The organism is Amycolatopsis magusensis (genome assembly GCF_017875555.1).
GTDB classification, from domain to species: Bacteria; Actinomycetota; Actinomycetes; order Mycobacteriales; family Pseudonocardiaceae; genus Amycolatopsis; species Amycolatopsis magusensis.
Genome location: NZ_JAGGMS010000001.1, coordinates 3,880,785 through 3,903,278, shown reverse-complemented (window position 1 = coordinate 3,903,278; position 22,494 = coordinate 3,880,785). Strand labels below are relative to the sequence as shown.

The 22,494-nt window shown below is 71.5% G+C and carries 19 protein-coding genes; 8 read left to right on the top strand and 11 right to left on the bottom strand.

Annotated features, from left to right (window positions below; all coding sequences use genetic code 11):
- The first annotated feature begins 45 nt into the window (after nucleotides 1-45).
- Nucleotides 46-669: a nitroreductase family protein gene (locus tag JOM49_RS17385; RefSeq protein WP_209665324.1), complete on the top strand. Its 624-nt coding sequence runs from the start codon at nucleotides 46-48 to the stop codon at nucleotides 667-669.
- On the opposite strand, the gene JOM49_RS17380 is transcribed toward JOM49_RS17385, so the two are convergent.
- Nucleotides 670-3,162 (bottom strand): FtsK/SpoIIIE family DNA translocase, encoded by a 2,493-nt coding sequence (locus JOM49_RS17380; RefSeq protein WP_209665323.1) that lies wholly within the window; start codon nucleotides 3,160-3,162, stop codon nucleotides 670-672. It abuts the gene before it with no gap.
- Nucleotides 3,163-3,292: 130 nt separating this feature from the next.
- On the opposite strand from JOM49_RS17380, the gene JOM49_RS17375 reads away from it, so the two are divergent.
- Together JOM49_RS17375 and JOM49_RS17370 are read left to right on the top strand one after the other, a co-directional pair.
- Nucleotides 3,293-4,105, top strand: a complete 813-nt coding sequence (locus tag JOM49_RS17375; RefSeq protein ID WP_209665322.1) for a lysophospholipid acyltransferase family protein — start codon at nucleotides 3,293-3,295, stop codon at nucleotides 4,103-4,105.
- A gap of 72 nt (nucleotides 4,106-4,177) precedes the next feature.
- Complete coding sequence (locus JOM49_RS17370; RefSeq protein WP_209665321.1) at nucleotides 4,178-5,137, top strand: EamA family transporter; 960 nt, start codon at nucleotides 4,178-4,180, stop codon at nucleotides 5,135-5,137.
- A gap of 86 nt (nucleotides 5,138-5,223) precedes the next feature.
- On the opposite strand, the gene JOM49_RS17365 is transcribed toward JOM49_RS17370, so the two are convergent.
- The 8 genes from JOM49_RS17365 to thyX all read right to left on the bottom strand — a co-directional run bounded on the left by JOM49_RS17365 (nucleotide 5,224) and on the right by thyX (nucleotide 14,658).
- Nucleotides 5,224-5,820 carry a DUF305 domain-containing protein gene (locus JOM49_RS17365; RefSeq protein ID WP_209665320.1) on the bottom strand — a complete coding sequence of 199 codons (597 nt, stop codon included), beginning with the start codon at nucleotides 5,818-5,820 and terminating at the stop codon, nucleotides 5,224-5,226.
- Between the two features lie 91 nt (nucleotides 5,821-5,911).
- On the bottom strand, nucleotides 5,912-7,567 hold the full coding sequence (locus JOM49_RS17360) for a substrate-binding and VWA domain-containing protein (protein WP_209665319.1): 1,656 nt from the start codon (nucleotides 7,565-7,567) through the stop codon (nucleotides 5,912-5,914).
- 49 nt (nucleotides 7,568-7,616) lie between these two features.
- A complete protein-coding gene (locus tag JOM49_RS17355) occupies nucleotides 7,617-9,305 on the bottom strand; it encodes a ribonuclease J (RefSeq protein WP_281068426.1) in 1,689 nt (562 codons plus the stop codon).
- A 5-nt stretch (nucleotides 9,306-9,310) separates the two neighbouring features.
- Nucleotides 9,311-10,324, bottom strand: a complete 1,014-nt coding sequence (gene dapA, locus JOM49_RS17350) for a 4-hydroxy-tetrahydrodipicolinate synthase (RefSeq protein WP_209665317.1) — start codon at nucleotides 10,322-10,324, stop codon at nucleotides 9,311-9,313.
- Nucleotides 10,325-10,452: 128 nt separating this feature from the next.
- Nucleotides 10,453-11,973, bottom strand: coding sequence for a serine/threonine-protein kinase (locus JOM49_RS17345; RefSeq protein WP_209665316.1), 1,521 nt, complete (start codon nucleotides 11,971-11,973; stop codon nucleotides 10,453-10,455).
- 98 nt (nucleotides 11,974-12,071) lie between these two features.
- Complete coding sequence (locus JOM49_RS17340; protein ID WP_372444024.1) at nucleotides 12,072-13,310, bottom strand: Nramp family divalent metal transporter; 1,239 nt, start codon at nucleotides 13,308-13,310, stop codon at nucleotides 12,072-12,074.
- 198 nt (nucleotides 13,311-13,508) lie between these two features.
- Nucleotides 13,509-13,901 carry an ACT domain-containing protein gene (locus tag JOM49_RS17335; protein ID WP_209665314.1) on the bottom strand — a complete coding sequence of 131 codons (393 nt, stop codon included), beginning with the start codon at nucleotides 13,899-13,901 and terminating at the stop codon, nucleotides 13,509-13,511.
- 4 nt (nucleotides 13,902-13,905) lie between these two features.
- Nucleotides 13,906-14,658: an FAD-dependent thymidylate synthase gene (gene thyX / locus JOM49_RS17330; protein WP_209665313.1), complete on the bottom strand. Its 753-nt coding sequence runs from the start codon at nucleotides 14,656-14,658 to the stop codon at nucleotides 13,906-13,908.
- A gap of 145 nt (nucleotides 14,659-14,803) precedes the next feature.
- Here thyX and JOM49_RS17325 point away from each other — a divergent pair, with 145 nt between their 5' ends.
- From JOM49_RS17325 to JOM49_RS17310, 4 genes are all read left to right on the top strand, one after another.
- The gene (locus JOM49_RS17325) at nucleotides 14,804-15,334 is read left to right on the top strand and encodes a toxin-antitoxin system HicB family antitoxin (protein ID WP_209665312.1); all 531 of its coding nucleotides are present in this window, start codon (nucleotides 14,804-14,806) and stop codon (nucleotides 15,332-15,334) included.
- Complete coding sequence (locus JOM49_RS17320) at nucleotides 15,334-16,239, top strand: DUF4097 family beta strand repeat-containing protein (RefSeq protein ID WP_209665311.1); 906 nt, start codon at nucleotides 15,334-15,336, stop codon at nucleotides 16,237-16,239. Before JOM49_RS17325 ends, JOM49_RS17320 begins: the two co-directional genes overlap by 1 nt.
- Before the next feature lie 42 nt (nucleotides 16,240-16,281).
- On the top strand, nucleotides 16,282-19,152 hold the full coding sequence (locus tag JOM49_RS43730) for a helix-turn-helix transcriptional regulator (RefSeq protein WP_209665310.1): 2,871 nt from the start codon (nucleotides 16,282-16,284) through the stop codon (nucleotides 19,150-19,152).
- Between the two features lie 124 nt (nucleotides 19,153-19,276).
- A complete protein-coding gene (locus JOM49_RS17310; protein ID WP_209665309.1) occupies nucleotides 19,277-19,834 on the top strand; it encodes an NADPH-dependent FMN reductase in 558 nt (185 codons plus the stop codon).
- Nucleotides 19,835-20,174: 340 nt separating this feature from the next.
- On the opposite strand, the gene JOM49_RS17305 is transcribed toward JOM49_RS17310, so the two are convergent.
- On the bottom strand, nucleotides 20,175-21,386 hold the full coding sequence (locus tag JOM49_RS17305; RefSeq protein ID WP_209665308.1) for a winged helix-turn-helix domain-containing protein: 1,212 nt from the start codon (nucleotides 21,384-21,386) through the stop codon (nucleotides 20,175-20,177).
- Between the two features lie 64 nt (nucleotides 21,387-21,450).
- Here JOM49_RS17305 and JOM49_RS17300 point away from each other — a divergent pair, with 64 nt between their 5' ends.
- The gene (locus JOM49_RS17300; RefSeq protein WP_209665307.1) at nucleotides 21,451-22,011 is read left to right on the top strand and encodes a GNAT family N-acetyltransferase; all 561 of its coding nucleotides are present in this window, start codon (nucleotides 21,451-21,453) and stop codon (nucleotides 22,009-22,011) included.
- Here the strand turns inward: JOM49_RS17300 and JOM49_RS43015 are convergent.
- Nucleotides 21,977-22,462, bottom strand: coding sequence for a GtrA family protein (locus JOM49_RS43015; RefSeq protein WP_308158773.1), 486 nt, complete (start codon nucleotides 22,460-22,462; stop codon nucleotides 21,977-21,979). The genes JOM49_RS17300 and JOM49_RS43015 overlap by 35 nt on opposite strands.
- Nucleotides 22,463-22,494 lie beyond the last annotated feature (32 nt).

Sequence of the window (22,494 nt, the reverse complement as noted above, 5' to 3'; positions counted from 1 at the left end):
GAGTGCCTAAGCTCTGGGCACTGACGACCCGTCCTGGGGGTAGGCATGGATCTCGAGGTCACCGATCACCTGCTCGGCACCACCCGCGCCGTACGCCGGAAGCTCGACCTGGACCGGCCGGTGGAGCGCGAGGTGCTCCTGGACTGCCTGCGGCTGGCGGTGCAGGCCCCGACCGCGGGCGCCACGCAGCAGTGGCGCTGGCTGGTGGTCCGCGACCAGGAGCGCCGCAACCGGCTCGGCGCGCTCTTCCGCGAAGTCGGCACGGCGTACCTGGACGCGAAGGTCGCGGACAGCCCCCAGCGGGCACGCACGCTCGCCTCGGCACGGCACCTGGTCGACATCATCGAGCGCGTCCCGGTGCTGGTCGTCCCGTGCCTGCTGGGCCGCCCGCACGGCGGCAACGACGCGCTCTCGGTCTTCTACGGCGGCATCTTCCCGGCGGTCTGGAGCTTCCAGCTGGCGCTGCGGGCCCGCGGCCTGGGCTCCACGCTGACCAGCTACCACCTCGAACGCGAGGCCGAAGCCGCGGAGATCCTGGGCATCCCGGCCGACGTCACGCAGGTCGGCCTGCTGCCCGTCGCCTACACCACGGCGACCGACTTCAAGCCCGCGCCCCGCACCCCGCCCGAGGAACTGACCTACCAGGACAGCTGGGGCAGTCCGCTCTGACTACTCGTCCGCGTCGGCAGGCCCGCCGCCGCGGATGAGGTACAGCACCGACTCCAGTTCCTCCGGCTTGATCAGCACGTCACGCGCCTTCGAACCCTCGGACGGGCCGACCACGCCACGCGACTCCAGCAGGTCCATCAGCCTGCCCGCCTTGGCGAAACCGACGCGGAGCTTGCGCTGCAGCATCGAGGTCGAGCCGAACTGCGAGGTGACCACGAGTTCGGCCGCCTGCAGCAGCACGTCGAGGTCGTCGCCGATGTCCGGGTCGATCTCCTTGGCCTCGCCGGCCTTCGCCGCGGTGACGCCGTCCTGGTAGTCCGGCTGCGCCTGCTCCTTGGCGAAGTTCACGATCGCCGAAATCTCGTCGTCGCCGACGAACGCGCCCTGCACGCGCACCGGCTTCCCGGCGCCCATCGGCAGGTACAGCGCGTCACCCATGCCGATCAGCTTCTCCGCGCCCGGCTGGTCGAGGATGACCCGCGAGTCGGTCAGCGAAGAGGTGGCGAAGGCCAGCCGCGAGGGCACGTTGGTCTTGATCAGGCCGGTCACCACGTCCACCGACGGCCGCTGCGTGGCCAGCACCAGGTGGATGCCGGCGGCTCGGGCCTTCTGCGTGATCCGCACGATCGCGTCCTCGACGTCGCGCGGCGCGGTCATCATCAGGTCGGCCAGCTCGTCGACGATGGCCATGATGTACGGGTACGGCGTGTAGACCCGTTCGCTGCCCGGCGGCGCGGTGATCTCGCCCGAGCGCACCTTCGTGTTGAAGTCGTCGATGTGGCGGACCCGGTTGGCCTGCATGTCCTGGTAGCGCTGCTCCATCTCCTCCACCAGCCAGGCCAGCGCGGCGGCGGCCTTCTTCGGCTGGGTGATGATGGGCGTGATCAGGTGCGGGATGCCCTCGTACGGGGTCAGCTCGACCATCTTCGGGTCGATCAGGATCATCCGGCACTCGTCCGGCGTGGCCCGCGCCAGCAGCGAGACCAGCATCGAGTTGACGAAGCTGGACTTACCGGAACCGGTGGACCCGGCCACCAGCAGGTGCGGCATCTTCGTCAGGTTCGCGGTGACGAAGTGGCCCTCGATGTCCTTGCCCAGCCCGATCACCATCGGGTGGTTGTCCTTGGCGGCCTTCGGCGAGCGCAGCACGTCCCCGAGGCGCACCATCTCGCGGTCGGAGTTGGGCACCTCGATGCCGACCGCGGACTTGCCCGGGATCGGCGCCAGCAGCCGCACGTTGTCGGTGGCCGCGGCGTAGGCGATGTTCTTGGTCAGCGCGGTGATCTTCTCGACCTTCACGCCGGGGCCCAGCTCGACCTCGTAGCGGGTCACCGTCGGCCCACGGGTGAAGCCGGTGACCTGGGCGTCGACGTTGAACTGCTCGAGCACGCCGGAGATCGACTCGATCATCACGTCGTTGGCCTTGCTGCGTGACTTCGGCGCGTCGCCGAGGGTGAGCAGGTCCGCCGACGGGAGCTTGTAGTCGCCCTCCACCGTGCGGGTCACCGTCATCGGCGCCTCGGCGGCGGGCTGCTTGCGCGGCTTCTTCTCCGGTACCTCGGCGGCCTTGACCTTCGGCGGAGTGGGCAGCGGCCCCGGCTCCACCGGCAGTTCGAGCTGGTCGTCCTGGTCCTCGGCGGCCTTGGCCTGACGGCGGCGCGAGGGCTTGCGCAGCCGGACGGTCTTCGTGTCCGCCTCGGTGACGTCCGCTTCACGCGCCTTGCGCTCGGCCCTGGCCTCCTGGCGCGCTTGCTCCTCTTCGAGTTCGTCGGGGTCCATGCCCCACTCGCGCAGCCGCTGCGGGATGTCGCGGACCGGGGTGCCGGTGAACACCAGCACCCCGAAACCCAGCGCGAGCGCCAGCAGCGGCGCCGCCACCCAGGTGGTCACCCCGGCGGCGAGCAGGCCGCCGGAGGCGTAGCCGAGGAACCCACCGGCGTACATCCGGTCGGCGTTGTCCGCGGGCAGCCCGGCGAACAGGTGCAGCAGGCCGAGCACGGCGAAGATCATCAGCAGCGCGCCGATCACCCGGCGCGGCCGCGTGTCCGGCTGCGGTTCCGAGCGCATCAGCGCCACCGCGGCCACGATGAGCACCAGCGGCAGGGTCACCGAACCGGCGCCGAACACCGTGCGCGTGCCGATCTGCACCCAGCCGCCGACCGGGCCGGCGGCCTGCCACCAGACCCCGACCGCGACCACGATCGCCAGCCCGATCAGCCCGAGCGCGAGCCCGTCCCGGCGGTGCTCCGGCTCCAGGTCACGGCCCCGGCCCACGGTCCTGGCCAGCGAGCCGACGCCCTTGGCCAGCAGGTTCCACCCACCGCGCACGGCCCGGCCGAACCCGCCACCGGACTTGCGGCGCGGCGCCGGTTTGCGCGCGGGCGGCCGCTTGGCCGCCGCCGCGCGCGGGCGGCTCCCGCCGCGTGTGCTCCGAGCGGGCGCCTTTCCACCACGTCCCTTGGTTGGTCCCTTGGTTGCCGAGCCACCTGCCATGGGCTCCACGGTAACCCTCGGTCCCGTCCCGTCACATCTGCCACTCGCAGCACACCGGGAACAATTCTCACGTTACCGCTCGGCCGGTCCCCAAACCGGGTGAATCACCGCTCGTGACATGCTCTGGCGCATGTTCGCTCTCCACCGCGACGAGAACGGGCGCCGGCGCGTCCCCACGCCGGCCATCTGGCGCACGATGCTCGCGATCGACCACCGCCTGGTCAACCTGGTCGGCAGGCTGCGGATCACCGGTCAGGTGCCCAGCGGGCTGCGGGACCGGCCGCTGCTGATGGCCGCCAACCACATCGGCGTGTTCGACCCCTTCGTGCTGATGGCGGCCTGCCGCAAGATCGGCATCGCCCCCCGGTTCATGCTGGCGGGCGGCATCCTCGACGCCCCGGTGATCGGCCCGGCGCTCAAGGCCAGCGGGCACCTGCGCGTGGACCGCGGCAAGTCCGACTCGGCGGTGTCGCAGTTCGGCGCGGCGGTCGACGCCATGCGCACCACGCGGGCGCCGATCATCGTCTACCCGGAGGGCCGGATCAGCCACGACCCCGGTCTGTGGCCCGAGCGCGGCAAGTCCGGCGCGGCGCGGCTGGCGATCGCCTCGGGTGTGCCGGTGGTGCCGATCAGCCAGTGGGGTGCGCACGAGGCGGTCTACTGGGGCACCGAGACGGTCAACGGGCCGGCCGACATCCTGCCGCTGGCGAAGTCGGGGCTGACCGCGCCGCTGCGGCGGCCGGTGTTCCGGGTGCACTTCGGCGAGCCGGTCGACCTGGCCGACATCGAGCCGGAGCGGCCGGGGGCCGGGGTGCGCGCGCACGCCAAGATCATGCGCGCGATCACCGAGGGCCTGGTGCCGCTGCGCCGCGGTGAACTGGACGTCCCGCGGTTCCACGACCCCACCCGGCCGACCGACACGGTCAGCCCGTGGAAGCCGTAACCGGCTATCGGATTTAAGTAGTTACGGAATACGGGTTCCGGATGGTCGGTGCCCGGCCGTATCGTGCGGTCCATGGTCACCGAGGTCCCGGCGCGCACGCTGGTCGTCCACCGGGGCCGCGGCACGGTGCTGATCCTGGTCGCGGCCCTGTTCTTCAGCAGCTCCGGCGCGCTGGGCAAACCGGTGATGCTGGCCGGGCTGAGTCCCGAGCAGGTGGCCGCGGCGCGGATCGGCCTGGCCGCGCTGGTGCTGGCCATCGGCGTGGGGATCGCGCGGCCGTCACTGCTGCGTGTCCGGAGGTCGGACTGGCCGCTGCTGCTGGGGTACGGCCTGCTCGGCGTGGCCGGGGTGCAGCTGTGTTATTTCATCTCGGCGAGCCGGATCCCGGTGGGCATCGCGATCCTGCTGGAGTTCACCTCGCCGGTGCTGATCGCGCTGTGGGTCCGCTTCGTGCGGCGGGTGCGGCTGCCCGGGGTGATGTGGGGCGGGATCGCGCTGGCGATGCTCGGGCTGGCCATGGTCGCGCAGGCCTGGGAAGGTCTGCGGCTGGACGCCTTCGGCCTGCTCGCCGGCGTCGGCGCGGCGATCTGCTCGGCGGGGTACTTCCTGATCGGCGAGCGGGCGGTGGCCGACCGGCACCCGCTGGGGCTGGTCACGTGGGGCATGATCGTCGGCGCGGTGGCGGTGTGCGTGGTGGCGCCGCCCTGGACCATCCCGGTATCGCTGCTGTCGGCACCCGCCGACTTCGGCCCCTGGCAGCCGCCGATCTGGTTGCTGCTGGCCGCTCTGGTGCTGCTGTCGACCGTTTTCGCTTACCTGGCAGGGATTTCCTCGCTACGACACCTGCCCGCCCCGGTGGCGAGCGTGCTGGGCCTGTGCGAACCGCTGCTGGCCGCGGGTCTGGCGTGGGTCCTGCTGGGCGAGGCCCTCACCTGGGTACAACTGCTGGGCGCCGCCGTCCTGCTGGGTGGTGCCCTGATCGTCCAGCTGAACTCCCCCGGCAAACCCACCGGCGGCGCCGCTCCCGCCTGACGGGGAACCCAGCCGAATGCTATGAGTGGGGCATTACTTGCAATGAACGCAAGTAATGCCCCACTCATAGCATTCGCGGCGGAAAGTTACAGGGATTTCAGTTCGGCCAGTTCGGCTTGCTGGTCCTGGCTGATCTTGCCGGCCAGGTCCTTCGCCTGCGGGTTCTTCCCGTTCGCCTTTTCGCCGTCGGCGACTCGCACGGCGCCTTCGTGGTGCCGTGTCATGAGTTCGACGAACTTCCGGTCGAACTCCGCGCCGGTCGCGGATTCGAGGGCCATCATCTCGGCGTCGGTGACCATGCCCGAGTGGCCGCCGTGGTCGAGGCCCGGGTCCTCCGGCGGCTGCTGCCCCCACACCTCGAGCATGCCCGAGAGCTGCGCCATCTCCGCGTCCTGCGCGTCCCGGATCTTCAGCGCCAGCGCCTTGACCTTCTCGTCGCCCGACTTCTCCACCGCCAGCGCGGCCATGTCCACGGCCTGCTGGTGGTGCGGGATCATCTCGGTCGCGAAGGCCACGTCGGCTTCGTTGAACTCCGCGGACACCTGCAGCCCGGCCACCGCGGCGGGCGGCGGCGCCTGCGGACCCGGCTCGGGCGCGGCCTCCTCTCCGGAACAACCGGCGAGCACCAGCGCCGTGGTCACACCGGCGACGGCCAGGACCGGCCGTCGGGGGAAGCGGAACATGCGAAGCTCCTCGGAGGAAAACGGAAGAATCGGGTGTGCGCACTAGATTCCCAGAGCGTGCCGTTCGCACGCGCACCGGGGTCCGCCCAGGTCACCCGCAGCAGGCGAGCTTGCTCAACGCTGCGTAGAACACTTCGTTGATCTTCCCCGGATCGGGTGTGGTGAACGCCTGCCCACCCGTGGCGGCGGTGATTTCCTGCAACTCCGCCACGTCGATGTCCGGTCCGACGCCGATGCCGAGCAGCTGGATCGGCCGCTTCGGATCGGCGAGCGCACCCAACTGGGTGAGCAGGTCCGCGCGACTGATCCCCTGCGAATCCTCGTTGCGCCCGTCGGTCATCACGACCACCAGGTTCAGCCGTCCGGGTTCCCATTCGGCACGCGCGGTCTGGTAAGCGGCGAGCACGCTGTCGTACAACCCGGTCTGCCCGTCCGGCGTCGCCTGGATGCTGCCGAGCGTCGCCTCCGCGCCGCGCGCGAGCTGGTCGCTGACCGGCGCCATCGGCAGCACCTCGCGGTAGTCCTTGTCCCCGTCGAGCTTGGTGGAGAAGGTCAGCACCCGGATGTCGCTGGTCGGCCGGAACAACCGCAGCGCGCGCTGGGCCGCCTCGCGCGTCAGCTCCATGCGCGTACGCCCGGTGGCGGGCTCCACCGCGTTCATCGAGCCCGACACGTCGATCAGCACCTGCAGCCGCGAGCTCAGGTTGATGCCCGCCCACTGGTTCAGGATCAGGTCGACCTCGTCGGCGGGCGGCATCATCGCGGGCTGCATGTCGCGTGAGACCACGCGCCCGTCCTGCGACCGGTCCCGCAGCGCCTTTCCACCGGGCGTCCGGAAACCCGCGTCCGCCAGCGCCTGCAGGCCTTCCGGTGCGTCGATCGCCCGCAGGAACCGGTCCGCCGCGGCACGTTCACCGGGACCGGCCCCCGGCAGCACCACGAACGGGTGGTCCAGTGCGGGCGCCAACGGCGCGTACACCGCGACCAGGCCGTGGCCGCCCTGTTCGACGTTGTGCCGTAGCACGGAGTTCTCCGTGGTGGGGAACGCGGTCAGCGTCTCCTGCTGGGACGCCGACGGCAGCCGCCCGAACAGCTCGGGTGCGCCCGCGACCGTGTTCGGCGACAACCGGCGCAGCAGTTCGGCGAAGGCCGCGCCCGGATCGGGCTGCCCCTTGACCGTGTCCCGCGCGGCGAACAACGCCGCCACCCCGACCGGATCACGGGCCGGGTCCGCCATGCCGACCCGCAGGCCGCTGTCGGCCGGGGCGAGCACGTCCGACCAGGTGAGCGTCTTGGCGGGCCAGCCGAGCGTGGTCGCGGTCTGCTCGTCGAGCGCCAGCACCACCGGAGAACTGGCGATCGACCGGCCCGAAGCGGGCACCTCGGCCGCCCCGGCTTCCCGCGCGCGCCGCAGCATCAGCGTGGACTCCGGCACCCAGACGTGCGCCGCGTTGTCCTGGGGCAACGCGAGCTCTTCGACCGCGCGCAGCGAGTCGCGGCTCTGCACCTCGACCTTGCCGCACCCCGGGCCGGTGCCCGGCGGGAGCGCCTGCGCGATCCTCGTGAGCACCGGCGCGGTCTCCTCGGCGGCGACCACCCGCAGCGTCACCGGTTCGGCGCAGCCGTTGCGGGCGCGCACGAAGACCACCGCACCCCAGGAAATGCCGGCCACCACCAGCACGGCGGCCGTCAGCAGGACCGGCAGCCGCCGGAGTCGTCGAACCGGAACCGCGGAATGACGCCCCATGCGCGCCTCCTGGACCGTGGGGGGTCAGTCCAGATTAATCGCGAAACGCTCAGACGGGAATGACCGTGGGCACGATCATCGGCCGGCGGCGGTAGGTGTCGGCCACCCAGCGGCCCACCACCCGGCGCACCGACTGCGCGATCCGGTGCGTGTCGGTGATGCCCTCGGCCTCGGTGCGCGACAGCTCCATCTCCACCAGGGGCACCACCGCGTCCAGTGCCTTCGGGTCGTCGGAGAACCCGCGACCGGCCACCGTCGGCGGGCTGACCGCGCGCCCGGTGCTGGAGTCCACGGCCACGTTGATCGCGATGAACCCGCCTTCGCCGAGGACCAGCCGGTCGGACAACGTCGACTCGCCCACGTCACCGACCGACAGGCCGTCCACGTAGACGTGCCCGACCTCGACCCGGCCGCTCAGCCGCGCGCGGCCGTCGACCAGGTCGACCACCACACCGTCCTCGGCGATCACCACGTTCTCCGGCGCGACGCCGGTGCGGACCGCGAGTTCGCCGTTGGCCACCAGGTGCTTCCACTCGCCGTGCACCGGCATCACGTTGCTCGGGCGCACCGCGTTGTAGAGGTAGAGCAGCTCACCGGCCGAGGCGTGCCCGGACACGTGCACCTTCGCGTTGCCCTGGTGCACCACGTTCGCGCCCAGCCGGACCAGGCCGTTGACCACGCCGAACACCGCGGTCTCGTTGCCCGGGATCATCGAGCTGGCCAGCACCACGGTGTCCCCGGCCTTGATCGAGATCTGCCGGTGCTCGCCCCGCGCCATCCGCGAGAGCGCGGACAGCGGCTCGCCCTGCGAACCGGTGGAGACGAACAGGACCTTGCTCTCCGGCAGCTTCGCCGCCTGGTCGAGATCGACCAGCAGCCCGTCGGGCACGTTGAGCAGGCCGAGTTCGGCGGCGATGCCCATGTTGCGGACCATCGACCGGCCGACGAAGGCCACCCGGCGGCCGTGCTGCACGGCCACGTCGAGCACCTGCTGCACGCGGTGCACGTGGCTGGCGAAGCAGGCCACGATCACCCGCTGGTCGACGCGGCGGATCACGTCGTCGAGCACCGGGCCGATGTCGCGCTCGGGCATCACGAACCCGGGTACCTCGGCGTTGGTCGAGTCCACGCAGAACAGGTCCACGCCCTCGTCGCCGAGCCGGGAGAACCCGGCCAGGTCGGTCAGCCGCCCGTCCAGCGGCAGCTGGTCGAGCTTGATGTCACCGGTGTGCAGCACCACCCCGGCCGGGGTGCGGATGGCCACCGCCAGCGCGTCCGGGATGGAGTGGTTGACCGCGAAGAACTCCAGGTCGAACGGGCCGACCTGCCGGCGCTCGGTCTCCTTGACCTCGATCAGCTTCGGCCGCTGCTTGTGCTCCTTGCACTTGGCCGCCAGCAGCGCCAGGGTGAACCGCGAACCGTAGATCGGCAGGTCCGGGCGCAGGCGCAGGAGGAAGGGCGCGGCACCGATGTGGTCCTCGTGCCCGTGGGTGAGCACCAGCGCCTCGATCTCGTCGAGCCGGTCCTCGATCGCCCGGAAGTCGGGCAGGATCAGGTCCACCCCCGGCTGGTCGTCCTCGGGGAAGAGCACGCCGCAGTCGACGACGAGCAGGCGGCCGTCGAACTCGAAGACGGTCATGTTCCGCCCGACTTCGCCGATGCCGCCGAGCGCGACCACGCGGAGCGCGCCTTCTTCGAGTGCGGGTGGTGCCGAGGTGGGGCCGGGTCCGATGGACAGTGAGCTCAACGGTGAATTGTCCCAACGCTGGTATGGGTGGTCGGTGCGACGTACGCCGCCGCGGAGTCGGCGTGCGCCACCCGTGAACTATGCCAGTCGCTCGCCGGGGCCGCGTCCAGTGGCACGCCCGCCTGGGTCAGATCCGCCGAAATCGCGGCGATCTGCTCCTCGGTGGCCGGCACGATCGGCAGCCGCGGGTCGCCCGCATCGTACCCGCGCAGCCGCAGCGCGGTCTTGCTGAACACCACGCCGCCGACCCGGGAGAAGGCCCGGTAGACCGGCAGCATGCCGCGGTGGTTGGTGCGCGCGGTGGAGGTGTCGCCCTTTTCGTAGGCCTCGATCATCGCCCGGATGCGCCCGGCGACCACGTGCCCGACCACGCTGACCACACCGGTCGCGCCGACCGAGAGCCACGGCAGGTTCAGCCCGTCGTCCCCGGAGTAGTAGGCCAGGTCGGTGTTCGCGATGACCTCGCTGCCGGCCAGCAGGTCGCCCTTGGCGTCCTTGACCGCGAGGATCCGCGGGTGCTCGGCGAGCCGGCGCAGGGTGTCGACCTCGATCGGCACGATCGAGCGCGGCGGGATGTCGTAGAGCATGATCGGCAGGCCGGTGGCGTCGGCCACGGTGGTGAAGTGCGCGTACAGGCCCGCCTGGGTGGGCCGCGAGTAGTACGGGGTGACGACCAGCGCGCCGTGCGCACCGGCCTTCTCGGCCTGGCGCACCAGTTCCACGCTGTGCGCGGTGTCGTAGGTGCCGGCGCCGGTGACCACGGTGGCGCGCTCGCCGACCGCCTCGACCACGGCCCGGATCAGGTCCGCCTTCTCCGCGTCGGAGGTGGTCGGGCTCTCGCCGGTGGTGCCGTTCACCACCAGCCCGTCGTTGCCCAGATCCACCAGGTGCTTCGCGATCTCCTGGGCCCGGTTCAGGTCCAGCGCCCCCTCGCGGTCGAACGGGGTGATCATCGCGGTGAGCACGCGGCCGAACGGCCGTCCCGGTGCTGCCGAAGGTGGAGTGGACATGCTCCGACGGTACCTCTTCCCGGCCGGTAACCCGGCGCCGACCTCGCGATATGACATGATCGCCGCGCCTGGTCACCGGTTGGTGCAGAATCCCCGGCGCGACGGCCCGTAGACCGCAACTCCTCCGTCTACCGCACCTCGATGGCGGCCGGTCCCGTCGCCGTGGCACCGCCGCTCTTGCTCAGCACGCAGTAGGCCTGGCGGACGAGGTTGCCGGAGGTGTCCTCCTTGGCGTTCCACGCCTGCGCGGTCGGCAGCAGCGCGCGGTACTGCAACCCCGCCCGCTGATTGGCCGGCACCACGTTCGAGTGAAAAATCAGCTCGCAGCGCGTTTCCACCGAGATCCGCAGCCGCTCGGGGTCCGGGTAGGCCGCCGCGGGCGCGCTGTCGGCGACGCTGCTGTCCCCGCCCAGCGTGCCGAGCGAGGCGTAGACCTCGAAGTCGTGCTGCTCGTCGCATTCGACCTTGTTGCTCGACGAGATCGACCGGCCCGGTTCCAGCGGCACGTTGTAGCAGCGCTGCGAGGACGACGGCGTGTCGAACTGCTGGATGTCGCCCTGGGTGCCGTAGGTCAGCGCGGGCAGCATCGCCGAATCCGTCTTGGGCGCACCCCACCAGTTCCCGAGGAAGAAGCAACCGGCGAGCAGCAGGACCGCGGCCAGCGCGGCACCGGTGACCACCAGCGGCCGCTTGCCCTTGCGCGGCGCGACGACGGGCGCCTGCTGCCGGGCGTAGTGCGTGGGCGCGGGCCCGGCCATGGTCGGCGGCGGTCCGTTGTAGACCGACGTCGGGGTGTGCTGGCCGGTACCGGCGGCGGCCATCTGCAGCAGCCCGTGTGCCTGGTGCGCGGTCAGCCTGCCCTCGGGCGCGGCGACCAGCAGCCCCATCACCACCGAGGCGAGCGGGCCCTGGGTGCGGGTCAGGTACGGGACCTCGTTCATGATCGCGTGCAGGGTGGCGGCGGTGCTGGAGCGCTCGAAGGCGAGCACGCCCTCGGCGGCGAAGAACAGGGTGACGCCGAGCGACCACAGGTCCGAGGCCGGGCCGGCCTCCTGCCCGGAAACGCGTTCGGGCGCCATGAACGCGGGACTGCCGACGATCATGCCGCTGGTGGTCAGGCGGGGGTCGTCGACGGCCTGCGCGATGCCGAAGTCGGTCAGCTTCACGCGGCCGTTGGGCGCGACCATGATGTTGCCGGGCTTCACGTCGCGGTGCACGATCCCGGACTCGTGCGCGGCCTGCAGCGCGGACAGCACCTGGAGGCCGATGCTCGCCACCTGCTGCGCGGGCAGCGCGCCCCGCTCGCGCACCAGGTCCGACAGCGTCGGTGCGTCCACCAGTTCCATCACGATGTAGGTGGTGCCCGCTTCGGAGACCACGTCGAACACGGTGACCACGGCGGGGTCGTTGAGCCTGCCGCCGGTGCGCACCTCGCGCAGCACCCGCTCGGAGAACACGCCCGCGTCGTCGGCCCCCTCGGGCAGGCGCAGTTCCTTGATCGCCACCTGCCTGCCGATGACCCGGTCCTCGGCGCGGAACACCACGCCCATGCCACCGCGGCCGAGTTCGCCGAGCAGGACGTACCTGCCGGCGATCTCACGGGGCCCTGGCGCGGGCGCCTGGGCCCGCTGGGTCGTCTCCTCGGTCACGATCGGCGCGCCTCCCTCGAGTTTGGCCAGGATGGTAGTCCGACCGTGTGAACGGTCGGACGGTTCCTGCCCAAGCCGCGAAAGAATCGTGCCGTGGCCTAAGCGAAGGTCAGGTACAGCAGCGCCACGTTCAGCGCGATGATCACCGCGGCGACCAGCCAGGCCAGCGTGGTGGTGACGCGGTGGTTGGCGTCGGCGCCCATCAGCCCGCGGTCGCTGGTCAGCCGCACCAGCGGCACCAGTGCGAACGGGATGCCGAAGGACAGCACCACCTGCGAGACCACCAGCGCGCGGCTCGGGTCGACGCCGAGCGCCAGCACCACGATCGCCGGGGCCAGGGTGATCAGGCGGCGCGCCAGCAGCGGGATCCGCTTGCGCAGCAGGCCCTGCATGATCATCGCGCCCGCGTAGGCGCCCACCGAGGTCGAGGCGAGGCCCGAGGCGAGCAGGCCGATGGCGAACAGCAGCGCGACGGCCGGGCCGAGCACGTCGCCGATCGCCAGGTGCGCGCCCTCGATGGAGTCGACGCCTTCACGGCCGCGCAGCGTGGTCGCCGCGAGCAGCACCATCGACAGGTTCACCGCGCCAGCCAGCAGCATCGCCAGGCCGACGTCGTACTTGGTCGCCTTGAGCAGCCGGGCACGCCGTTCGCCGCCGACCTGGCCGTGGCGGTCGCGTGCGAGACCGGAGTGCAGGTAGACCGCGTGCGGCATCACCGTGGCGCCGAGCATGGCCGCGGCGATCAGCACGCTCTCCGTGCCGTCGAACCGCGGCACCAGCCCGCCGAGCGTGCCGGACACCGACGGCGGCTGGACCACCACGCTGGTCAGGAAGCCGATCGCGATCACCGCGAGCAGGCCGGTGATCACCCGCTCGAACGGGCGCTGGCCGCGTTTGTCCTGCACCAGCAGCAGGCCCATGGAGACCACGCCGGTGATCACGCCGCCGAGCAGCAGCGGCAGGTCGAACAGCAGGTACAGCGCGATCGCCCCGCCGACCACCTCGGCCAGGTCGGTGGCGATGGCGACCAGCTCGGCCTGCGCCCAGTACGCCAGCCGGGTCGGGCGCGAGGTGCGCTCGCGGACCGCTTCGGGCAGGGACAGGCCGGTGACCAGGCCGAGCTTGGCGGAGAGGAACTGCACCAGGCAGGCCATCAGGTTGGCGGCGACGATCACCCACACCAGCAGGTAGCCGAACTGGGCACCGGCGCTGATGTTGGAGGCCACGTTGCCCGGGTCGACGTAGGCGATCGCCGCGACGAAGGCCGGGCCGAGCAGGGTGGTCCCCGCGCGGACCCGCCGCAAGCGGGTCACCCGGGGGCTTGCGGATTGCGTCATCGCCATGGCGTACCTCCGAGTTCAGCAGTTCCAACTCGAAGTTTAGGCAAGCCGAACATCGGTGTACATGCGGCCGAAAAGGTGCTTTTGTGAGTTAGCTCGTAAGTCAGTTCCCGCTCGTGCACGACGCGGGACTACCCAGTCGCGCGCCAGGAATGTGACCTTCTTCGCGAAAGCCGCGAGAAGGCCGCACCCGCTTCACATGGAGACGTCGTGGCCCGCGGCCTGGAGCGCGTCGATCGCCCTGGTCAGGTCGTCCGACTTCACCAGGACGTGGTCGGTTTCGAAGGTGGACAGGGTGAACAGGCCCACCCCGGCCGCGGCCAGTTCGCTGGCCAGCGCGGCGATGATGCCGGTCAGCGTGAACGCCAGCGGCCCGCGCACGGACAGCAGCCGCCAGTCCGCCTCGACCTTGGCGCCGGGCGGGGCGAACTTCGCCGGGCAGATGATCGAGACCTCGCGCTGGGTCCTGGTCACCGAGACCAGCACCTGCCCGGGGTGGGTGAGCAGGTCCGCGGGCACGGCCTGGTCCGGATCGAGCCGTGCCACCGCGTACTCCAGCGGCTGCACGTCGATGACGAGTCGGCGCACCGGATCAGCCCTCGAGGACCTTCGGGCTGGACGCGACCTCGGTGCCGTCGGGCAGCTTGGAGATGGTGAAGTCGGCGAACACGTTCCCCGCCGCCTTCTGCAGCTGCCGCAGGCACTCCACGGCCAGCGCGCGGATCTCCACGTCGGCGTGCTCGGTGGCGCGCATGGCGATGAAGTGCCGCCAGGCGCGGTAGTTCCCGGTCACCACGATCCGGGTCTCGGTGGCGTTCGGCAGCACCGCCCGCGCGGCCTGGCGAGCCTGCTTGCGGCGCAAGGTCGCGCTCGGGGCGTCGGCGAACTTGTCCTCCAGCCCGGCGAGCAGCTCGGTGTAGGCGTCCACACTGGCCTGCGCGGCGGCGAGGAACTTCTTGTGCAGCTCAGGGTCCTCGCGGATCACGTCCGGCTCGACGAAGGCCGCGTCGCGCTCGGGCACGTACCGCTGCGAGAGCTGCGAGTAGGAGAAGTGCCGGTGGCGGATCAGCTCGTGGGTCAGCGAGCGCGAGATGCCCGTCAGGTAGAAGCTGACCGACCCGTGCTCGAGCACCGACAGGTGGCCGACCTCGATGATGTGGTCGATGTACCCGGCGTTGGTGGCCGTCTTCGGGTTCGGCTTCTTCCACGACTGGTAGCAGGCCCGGCCGGCGAACTCGGCGAGCGCCTGCCCGCCGTCGGCGTCGGTGGACCACGGCACGTCGTCGGGCGGGAAGAACTCCGTCTTCGCGATCAACTGCACCTTCGGTGACACCGTCTCGGCCACTGCCTGCTCCCTCGATTTCGCGCTTCCCCGTCGAACCCCGGCAGCCTAACCGGCACCCCCGGACCACTACGGGATGCCTCGGGGATGTCCCGGATGATGTCGCCGTTCCCTTGAAAGACACCACGGATGACGCCACAGTGGTGTCATGGACCTGACGACCTACATCTCCAGCCTCCGCGAGGACCTCGCCACCGCGGCCTCGGCCGGGGACGAGCAGACGCGGCAGACCGCCGCGGTGCTCGCCGCCGCCCTGGAACCGGCCATGCGGCTGGCCCTGATGAACGCGCTCGCCGACCTCGCCGCCGAGGTCACCGCCGGCCAGCCCGACTACCTGGTCGACGTCCGGCTCGACGGCCGCGACGTGCGCGTGGTGGTCACCGGCACCGGTGACACCACCCGCGAGAAGAAGACCGAAAGCGAATCCGCCGAGAAGCCGCGCGAGCCCCGGCAGGACCGGATGCCGTTCGACAGCGGCGAGATCAGCCGGATGACCCTGCGCCTGTTCGACCAGGTCAAGAACCAGGCCGAGCGGGCAGCGGCCTCGCAGGGCGTGTCGTTGAACACGTTCGTCTCCCAGGCGGTGCAGGGCGCGCTGCAGGGCAAGACCCCGTTCGACCGCGAAGAGCGCCGCGGGCACAACAGCAGCACCCGTATGCACGGCTGGGTCCAGGGCTGATGAGCAGCGCAGAACAGCCGGACGGCCTCGTCCGCACGGGCAACTTCCCCACCTCCGGGCCGGTGGAACTCGACGTCAGCATCACCGTCGGCCGCGTCGAGATCCTGCTGGCCGAGACGGAGGAGACCACCGTCGAACTCCGCCAGGAGCAGACTTCGCAGGCACCGTGGGCCGACGGGGTCACCGCGGTGCTGAGCTGGGTCAACGAGCGCTTCGGCGACCAGTTCGACACCGACGTCCTCGGCTCGCCCGCGGAGGCGATCCGCCAGTCGCGCATCGAGCAGGTCGGCGAGCAGGTCATCGTGCGTGGGCCCAAGGCGCTGCCGCTGCGCAAGGTGCCGCTGCACGTGGTCGTGCACGCGCCGCGCGGCTCGCACGTGGGCATCCGCACGGGCGGCGGCGACGTGACGGTCACCGGTGCCGCCGGGCGCGCCAACATCGCCACCGGCACCGGGGAGGTCTCGCTCGGCGAGACCAAGGCGTCGGCCAGCATCCGCACCGGCTCCGGTGACATCCAGCTCGGCCCGACCACGCACGGCCTGCAGATCCGCTCGGGCAGCGGGGCCGTGCGCCTGGCCGCCACCGCCGGCTCGGCCACCGTGGTCACCGGCACCGGCGACATCTGGTTCGGCTCGGTGGCCGGGGACGTGCTGGCCCGCAGCGGCAGCGGTGACCTCACCGTGGCCGAGGCGAAGTCCGGCTCGCTGGAGTTCAACACCGGCTCGGGCGAGATCCGGTTCGGCGTGGGCTCCGGCGTGACCGCGGAGGTCGACGTGTCCACCGGTTCGGGGCGCGTGTCCAGCGAGTTGCCGGTACTCGACACGCCGCCGGACGAGGTCGCCGCGGTGCGGGCGCGGCTGCGCACCGGCTCCGGTGACGCGGTGGTGACCAGAGCCGGCGCCTGAAACCGGGCCCGATCACCCGGTCCGGCGATAAACTCGGGGCAAATGAGCCTCCAAGTGAGCCCGGTGCTGGTCGGGCGCGACGGCGAAACGAGCAGGGTGGCCGAGGCCTTCGACCGGGTGGCCGGTGGGGGCCTGGCCACCCTGTTCGTCGGCGGGGAGGCCGGGGTCGGCAAGTCCCGGCTGGTGGCGGAGTTCGCCGGGCGGGCGGGCGCGAAGGCGACCGTGCTCTGCGGCGGGTGCGTGGAACTGGGCGCGGAAGGCCTGCCGTTCGCGCCGTTCGTCGCCGCGTTGCGCGGGCTGGTCGCCGCCGATCCGGCCGGGTTCGACCGGCTGCTGCCGGACAGGACCGATCTGGCGCCGCTGCTGCCCGGCAGCGTCCGCGGGCCCGCGCCGCTGGGCGACGACGCGCGCCCGCGGCTGTTCGAAGGCGTGCTCGCGCTGCTCGGCAAGCTCGCCGTCGAGCGGCCCGTGGTGCTGGTGATCGAGGACGCGCACTGGGCCGACCGGTCCAGCCGCGACCTGCTCGACTTCCTGGTGCGCAACCAGAGCGCGGTGCCCGGCTCGATGATCGTGGTGACCCACCGGTCCGAGGAACTGAACCGGGCGCACCCGCTGCGGCCGCTGCTGGCCGAACTGGCGCGGGTGCCGTGGGCCGAACGGCTCGACCTCGGCAGGCTCGGCAAGCGCGACGTGGTGAACCTGGTGCGGCACATCCTCGGCCACGAACCGGATCCCGACCTGGTGCGCTCGGTCTACCAGCGCAGCGAAGGGAATCCGCTGTTCGTCGAGGCGCTGCTCGACTGCGACGGCACCGGCGGCGAGATCCCGGCGTCGCTGGAAGACCTGCTGCTGTCCCGGATCGACCGGCTGCCCCCGGACGCCGCCTACGTGGCCGGGTTGATCGGGCTCAGCGAGGTGACCGTCTGCCACGCCCTGCTTTCCGCGGTGGCCGAACTGGACGAGCGGGCGCTGTCGGCCGCCGTGCGGGCCGCGGTCGACGCCAACGTGCTGGTGGTCAAGGGTGAGGGCTACCGCTTCCGGCACGCGCTGATCGGCGCGGCGGCCCTGTCGAACCTGATGCCGGGCGAGCGTCAGGCCCTGCACAAGCGCTACGCCGCGGCGATGGCGGCCGATCCCACGCTGTCCGCCGGAGCGCCGTCGGTCACCGAACTCGCCCAGCACCTCTACCGCGCCGGCGATCTCCCTGGCGCCCTCTGCGCGGCCTGGCGAGCGGCGGGTGAAGCGCAGCGGCTGCTCGCCTACGCCGAGCAGTTGCAGATGCTCGACCGGGTCCTCGAACTGTGGCCGCTGGTCGGCGACGCCTGCCGGGAACTGGGCGGGGTCGAGTACGCGACCGTGCTGGAGCAGGCGGTCGAGGCGGCGAGCCGGGCCGGGGAGAACGTCCGCGGCGAGCACTTCGCCACCTTGGCACTGGCGGAGATCGACCGGGACGCGCAACGGGTGCGGGCGGCGGCGCTGCTCGATCAACGCGCACGCCTGCGGGCACAACTGGGTCAGCCCGGCGCACTGGAAGACCACCGCGAGGCGATCCGGCTGGTGCCCGCCGACCACCCCGCCCGTGGTCACCTGCTGAACTCCTACGCCGCGCGCCTGATGGAGATCCCGCGTGCCGACGAAGCCCGTGACGCGGCGGACGCGGCGCTGGAATCGGCGCGCCACAACGGAGAACGGTCCGCGGAGGCCTCCGCCCTGATCACGCTCGCCTTGCTCGACGCGCGGCTCGGCGACCTGGACGGGCAACTGCCGCGGTTGCAACGCGCCGGCGCGATCGCGCAAACCCTGGGCGAGCACCGGGTGCACCTGCGTGCCATCCACGAGGAATCCGCCCTGCTGCGGGCTTTCGGGAGGCTGGACGCGGCGGAGGCGAAGGCCCGCGACGGCTTGGAGGTGACGCGGAAAACGGGGCTGCAGCGGGCTTTCGGCGCGTTGCACAGCCTCGACCTGGCCGGCGCGCTGATCGACGGCGGCCGGTGGGACGAGGCGACGGTCGCGCTGGAACAGGCGCTCGACCTCGGACCGGCGCCTGCGTTCCGCGAACACCTGTTGTGCCTCAAGGGTTATCTCGCGTTGCAGTGGGGTGACTTCGACCTGCCGGAGCGCCTGCTCGTCCGGGCGCACGAGCAGTTCGGCGACGACGTCCGGTTCACCCTGGACCCGTTCCTGGTGGCACGCCTGGAAACCGAGCTGCGTGTCACGCAAGGCCGGTACGGAGAAGCGCGGTCCGTGCTCGAACGCGCACTGGGGCACCCGAACCTGACCTCGGCGGGCCGATTGCTCTGGCCGTTGCTGGTGCTCGGCAGCAGGCTCGCCGACCACGATCCGTCCTGGCGCGGCACCGAACTGCTCACGCGCCTGCGCCGGATCGCCGCGGAACTGCCCGTCACCGGGCCGGTCCAGCTGGCGTTCTCCCGGCTGTTCACCGCCTACACCGACGGTGACCGCAAGGACTGGGAAGCCGCGGCCGAGGCCTGGCGTGACCTCGGGCAGCCGTTGCCGCTGGCCTACGCCTGCCTCGGCGCGGCGGCGGCCGCCATCACCGCCGACGGTGATCGCGAGGCCGCCACGGAACTACTGCGCGAAGCCCACGGATTGACGGAGCGGTTGAGCGCGAAACCGCTGCGCGACCGGGTCACCGACCTGGCGCGGCGAGCCCGGATCCAGCTGGTGCCCGGTGCGGCGGGCAACGGGCACCCCCGGCTCGGGCTGACCCCGCGTGAGCTGGAGATCCTGCGCCTGGTGACCGCGGGCAAGGCAAACCGGGAAATCGCCGACGAACTGTTCATCTCGGCGAAGACGGCGAGCGTGCACGTGTCGAACATCCTCGGCAAGCTCGGCGTCGCGAACCGGGTGGAGGCCGCGGCCACGGCGACCCAACTCGGCCTGTTCGACTGACTTAGAGCGGGCGCGGCTGTTCGGTGGCGAAATAGGGCTCGCGCCTCATGCGGGCCGCCCCGCCTTAGCGCGACTCTCGATCGCAGTGGGCCGGTACAGCGGCCCTGATCGGGAGGACGACACCATGAGCGTCAGGATCCTGGGGATCGCGGGCAGTCTGCGCGAAGGCTCGTTCAACGGCAGGCTGCTGACCGCCGCCAGCTACGAGCTGCCGCGCGGGATGGAGCTTCACCGCTGGGGTGGTTTGGGGCTGGTGCCGCCGTTCGACGAGGACGCCGAAGACGGCCCGGAACCGGGCGGGGTCGCCGAACTGCGGCGGGCCATCGCGGAAGCGGCCGGACTGCTCATCGCGACGCCGGAGTACAACGGCTCGATCCCGGGCCAGCTGAAGAACGCGCTGGACTGGGCCTCGCGACCGTACGGCGAAGGTGTGCTGAACGGCAAACCGGTGGCGGTGGTGGGCGCGAGCAACGGCGTGCACGGCGCGGCCTGGGCGCAGGAGGAACTGCGGAAGGTGCTGAAGATCGCCGGGGCCGAGGTACTGGACGGCACGCTGCCGGTCGGGCGGGTGGCACGGCAACTCGACGAAGACGACCGGCTGCTGGACCACGACCTACGACGAAACATGCGAGCCCACCTACACGGCCTACGAGACCACATCCGCCTACGCGCCTACGCCTGACCACCCCCGAACGCAAAACCCGCCTACCCGACCACAAACTCGCCTACCCGAACGCAGAACTCGCCTGCCCGAGTGTGGAACTCGGCTGCACCAACGTAGAACTCGCCTGCACGAGTGTGTGGCTCAGCTACGCGAGTGTGGGGTTCGGGTGCCTGAACGTTGAACTCAGCTGCACCAACGTGCGATTCGGGTGCACGAGTGTGGAACTCGGCCGGGCGCGAGTCCCACGTTCAGGAAGCCGAACCGCACGTTCAGGAAGCCGAGTTACACACTCGGGCGGGCGAGTCGCGCGTTCGGGCAGCCGAGTTACACACTCGGGCGGGTCAGGGCCACGTTGGGTTTAGGGGAGGTGGGTGGTGAGGGCGGGGCCCAGGTTGCCTCGGGGGGTGGCGGTGGCGCCGGACAGGCCGAGCCATTCGGCCATCTGCAGGAGTTCGGCGGCCAGTTCGGGCACGACCCGCGCGTGGTCCACGTCGGGTTCGGCGAAGGCGCTCTGCACCCGCAGCACCCCGGCCGCCCGGTCGGCTTTCAGATCCACCCGCGCCACCAGTTCACCGTCCAGCAGGAACGGGAAGACGTAGTAGCCGTACTCCCGCTTCGGCTCCGGGACGTAGATTTCGATGCGGTAGCGGAACCCGAACATCCGCTCGGTCCGGGCACGTTCCCAGATCAGCGGGTCGAACGGGCACAGCAGCGCCCGCCCTGTGATGGACCTCGGGGTGCGCGCGCCGGCGTGCCGGTACGCCTGGGCCTTCCAGCTCCGGACCCGCACCGGCTCCAGTTCGCCCGCCTCCACCAGTTCGGCCACCGCCTGCCGCGCGACGTCCGGGCCCAGGCGGTAGTAGTCCCGCAGGTCGGTTTCGGTGGCGATGCCCAGCGCGGTGGCCGACTTCCCGATCAGCTGCCGCGCCGCCTCCTCCTTGTCGACCGTGGTCGCCAGGATCTCCGGCGGGATCACCCGCTCGGTCAGGTCGTACAGCCGCTCGAAGCTGCGCCGCGTGCCCGTCGACAGCTGCCCCATGCCGAAGAGCCACTCGCAGATCCGCTTGACCTCCGACCGGTCCCACCACGCGCCCTGCCGCCGGGCCTGCCCCCCGGCCAGCTCGCGTTCGATCGCCCCGGCGCCGATCGGGCCGTGTTCCTTGACCACCGCCAGCACGTCCTCGGCCAGCGTCGGCGAGCGTTCGAGCAGCTTCTCGTACCCCCGCCACCAGCCCATCCGCTTCGCCCCGGACCGCAGCAGGGGCCAGTCCTCCACCGGCACCAGGCTCGCCTCGTGCGCCCAGCTCTCCACCAGCAACCGCGGCCGCCGCGCGGAGTGCGTCCACGCCGCGTCGTCGACCAGCGAAGGGTCGTAGCCGCCGAGCCGCGCGAACAACGGCGCGTAGTGCGCCCGGACCGCCACGTTCACCGAGTCCAGCTGGAGCAGCTGCACCCGCGACAACACCCGCTGCAGATGCCGCCGCGTGGGCTCCCCGCCCGGCCGCGGATCCGCGAACCCCTGCGCGGCCAGCGCCGTGCGCCTGGCCACCGAATCACTCACCGTCTGCATGATGGCGCCATGGTGCCAGGACCCACCGACAATTCCGCCGCGGGCGGGCCGATAGGTTGCCCCCATGAGCCAGGCCCAGGTCCGCGCGGCCACCGCCAGCGACGTCGCCGAGATAACCCGGATCCAGCGGGAGACCTGGCGGCTCGCGTACGCGGAATTCCTCGGTGAGCAGGCGCTGGCCGCGCTGGACGCGCCGGAGACCGAACAGCACTGGGCCGCGGCCGTCGAGCACCCCGGCACCACCGTGCTCGTCGCCGTCGAAGGCGAGTTCACCGTCGGCTACTGCGTCGCCGGGCAGGCACCGCACGACGAGGTCGAGTCCGCGGCCGGTGAGCTGCCCGAGGACGCCGACCGCGTCGGGTTGATCGCCACGCTGCTGGTCGAGCCGCGGTGGGGCCGTCGCGGGCACGGCGGCCGCCTGATCGGCTACGCGGCCCGCGCCCTGCGCGAAGCCGGGGCCGGACGCGGGATCGCCTGGGTCGCCCAGTCCGACGCCGCCTCGCTCGGCTTCTACAAGCGGGCCGGCTGGCACCCCGACGGCACCGTCCGCACGCTGGACACCGGCGAGAAGACCATCCGCGAACTGCGCCTCACCGGTCCGCTCGACCTAGAGCTGACCGCCTGAACACCACCCAGCGCATCACGCTGTACATGAACACGCCCTCGCAGGCGCCCGCGATCAGCCGCGACAGGTGGTACTGCACCCCCAGCTCCACCAGCCCGCTGCCCACGCCGAGGATGAACGCGAAGTAGTTGATCGCCACCGCGACCGCGTACAGCACCGCCTGACGGCCCACCGGTGCGTGCGAGCGGAAGTTGAACGCCCGGTTCAGCACGAAACTCAGCCCGAACGCCACCACGTAGGCCAGCGTGATCGCCGCCGGAACCGGAAGGCCGAGTTGTCCGTGCAAGAGGGTGAGCAGGAGCAGATCCACGCCGAAGGTGAAGCCGTTGATCACGCAGAAGCCGAGGAACGTCGGCGGCACCAGCCGCGACAGGCCGAAGGGCAGGCGTTCGGTGACCGCCGCGCACAGGTCGCTGAACCGGTCGGCGGCGGTGTTCTCGGCGACGGCCACGACGCCACCCTGCCAGCGGCAGGTGTCCGGAA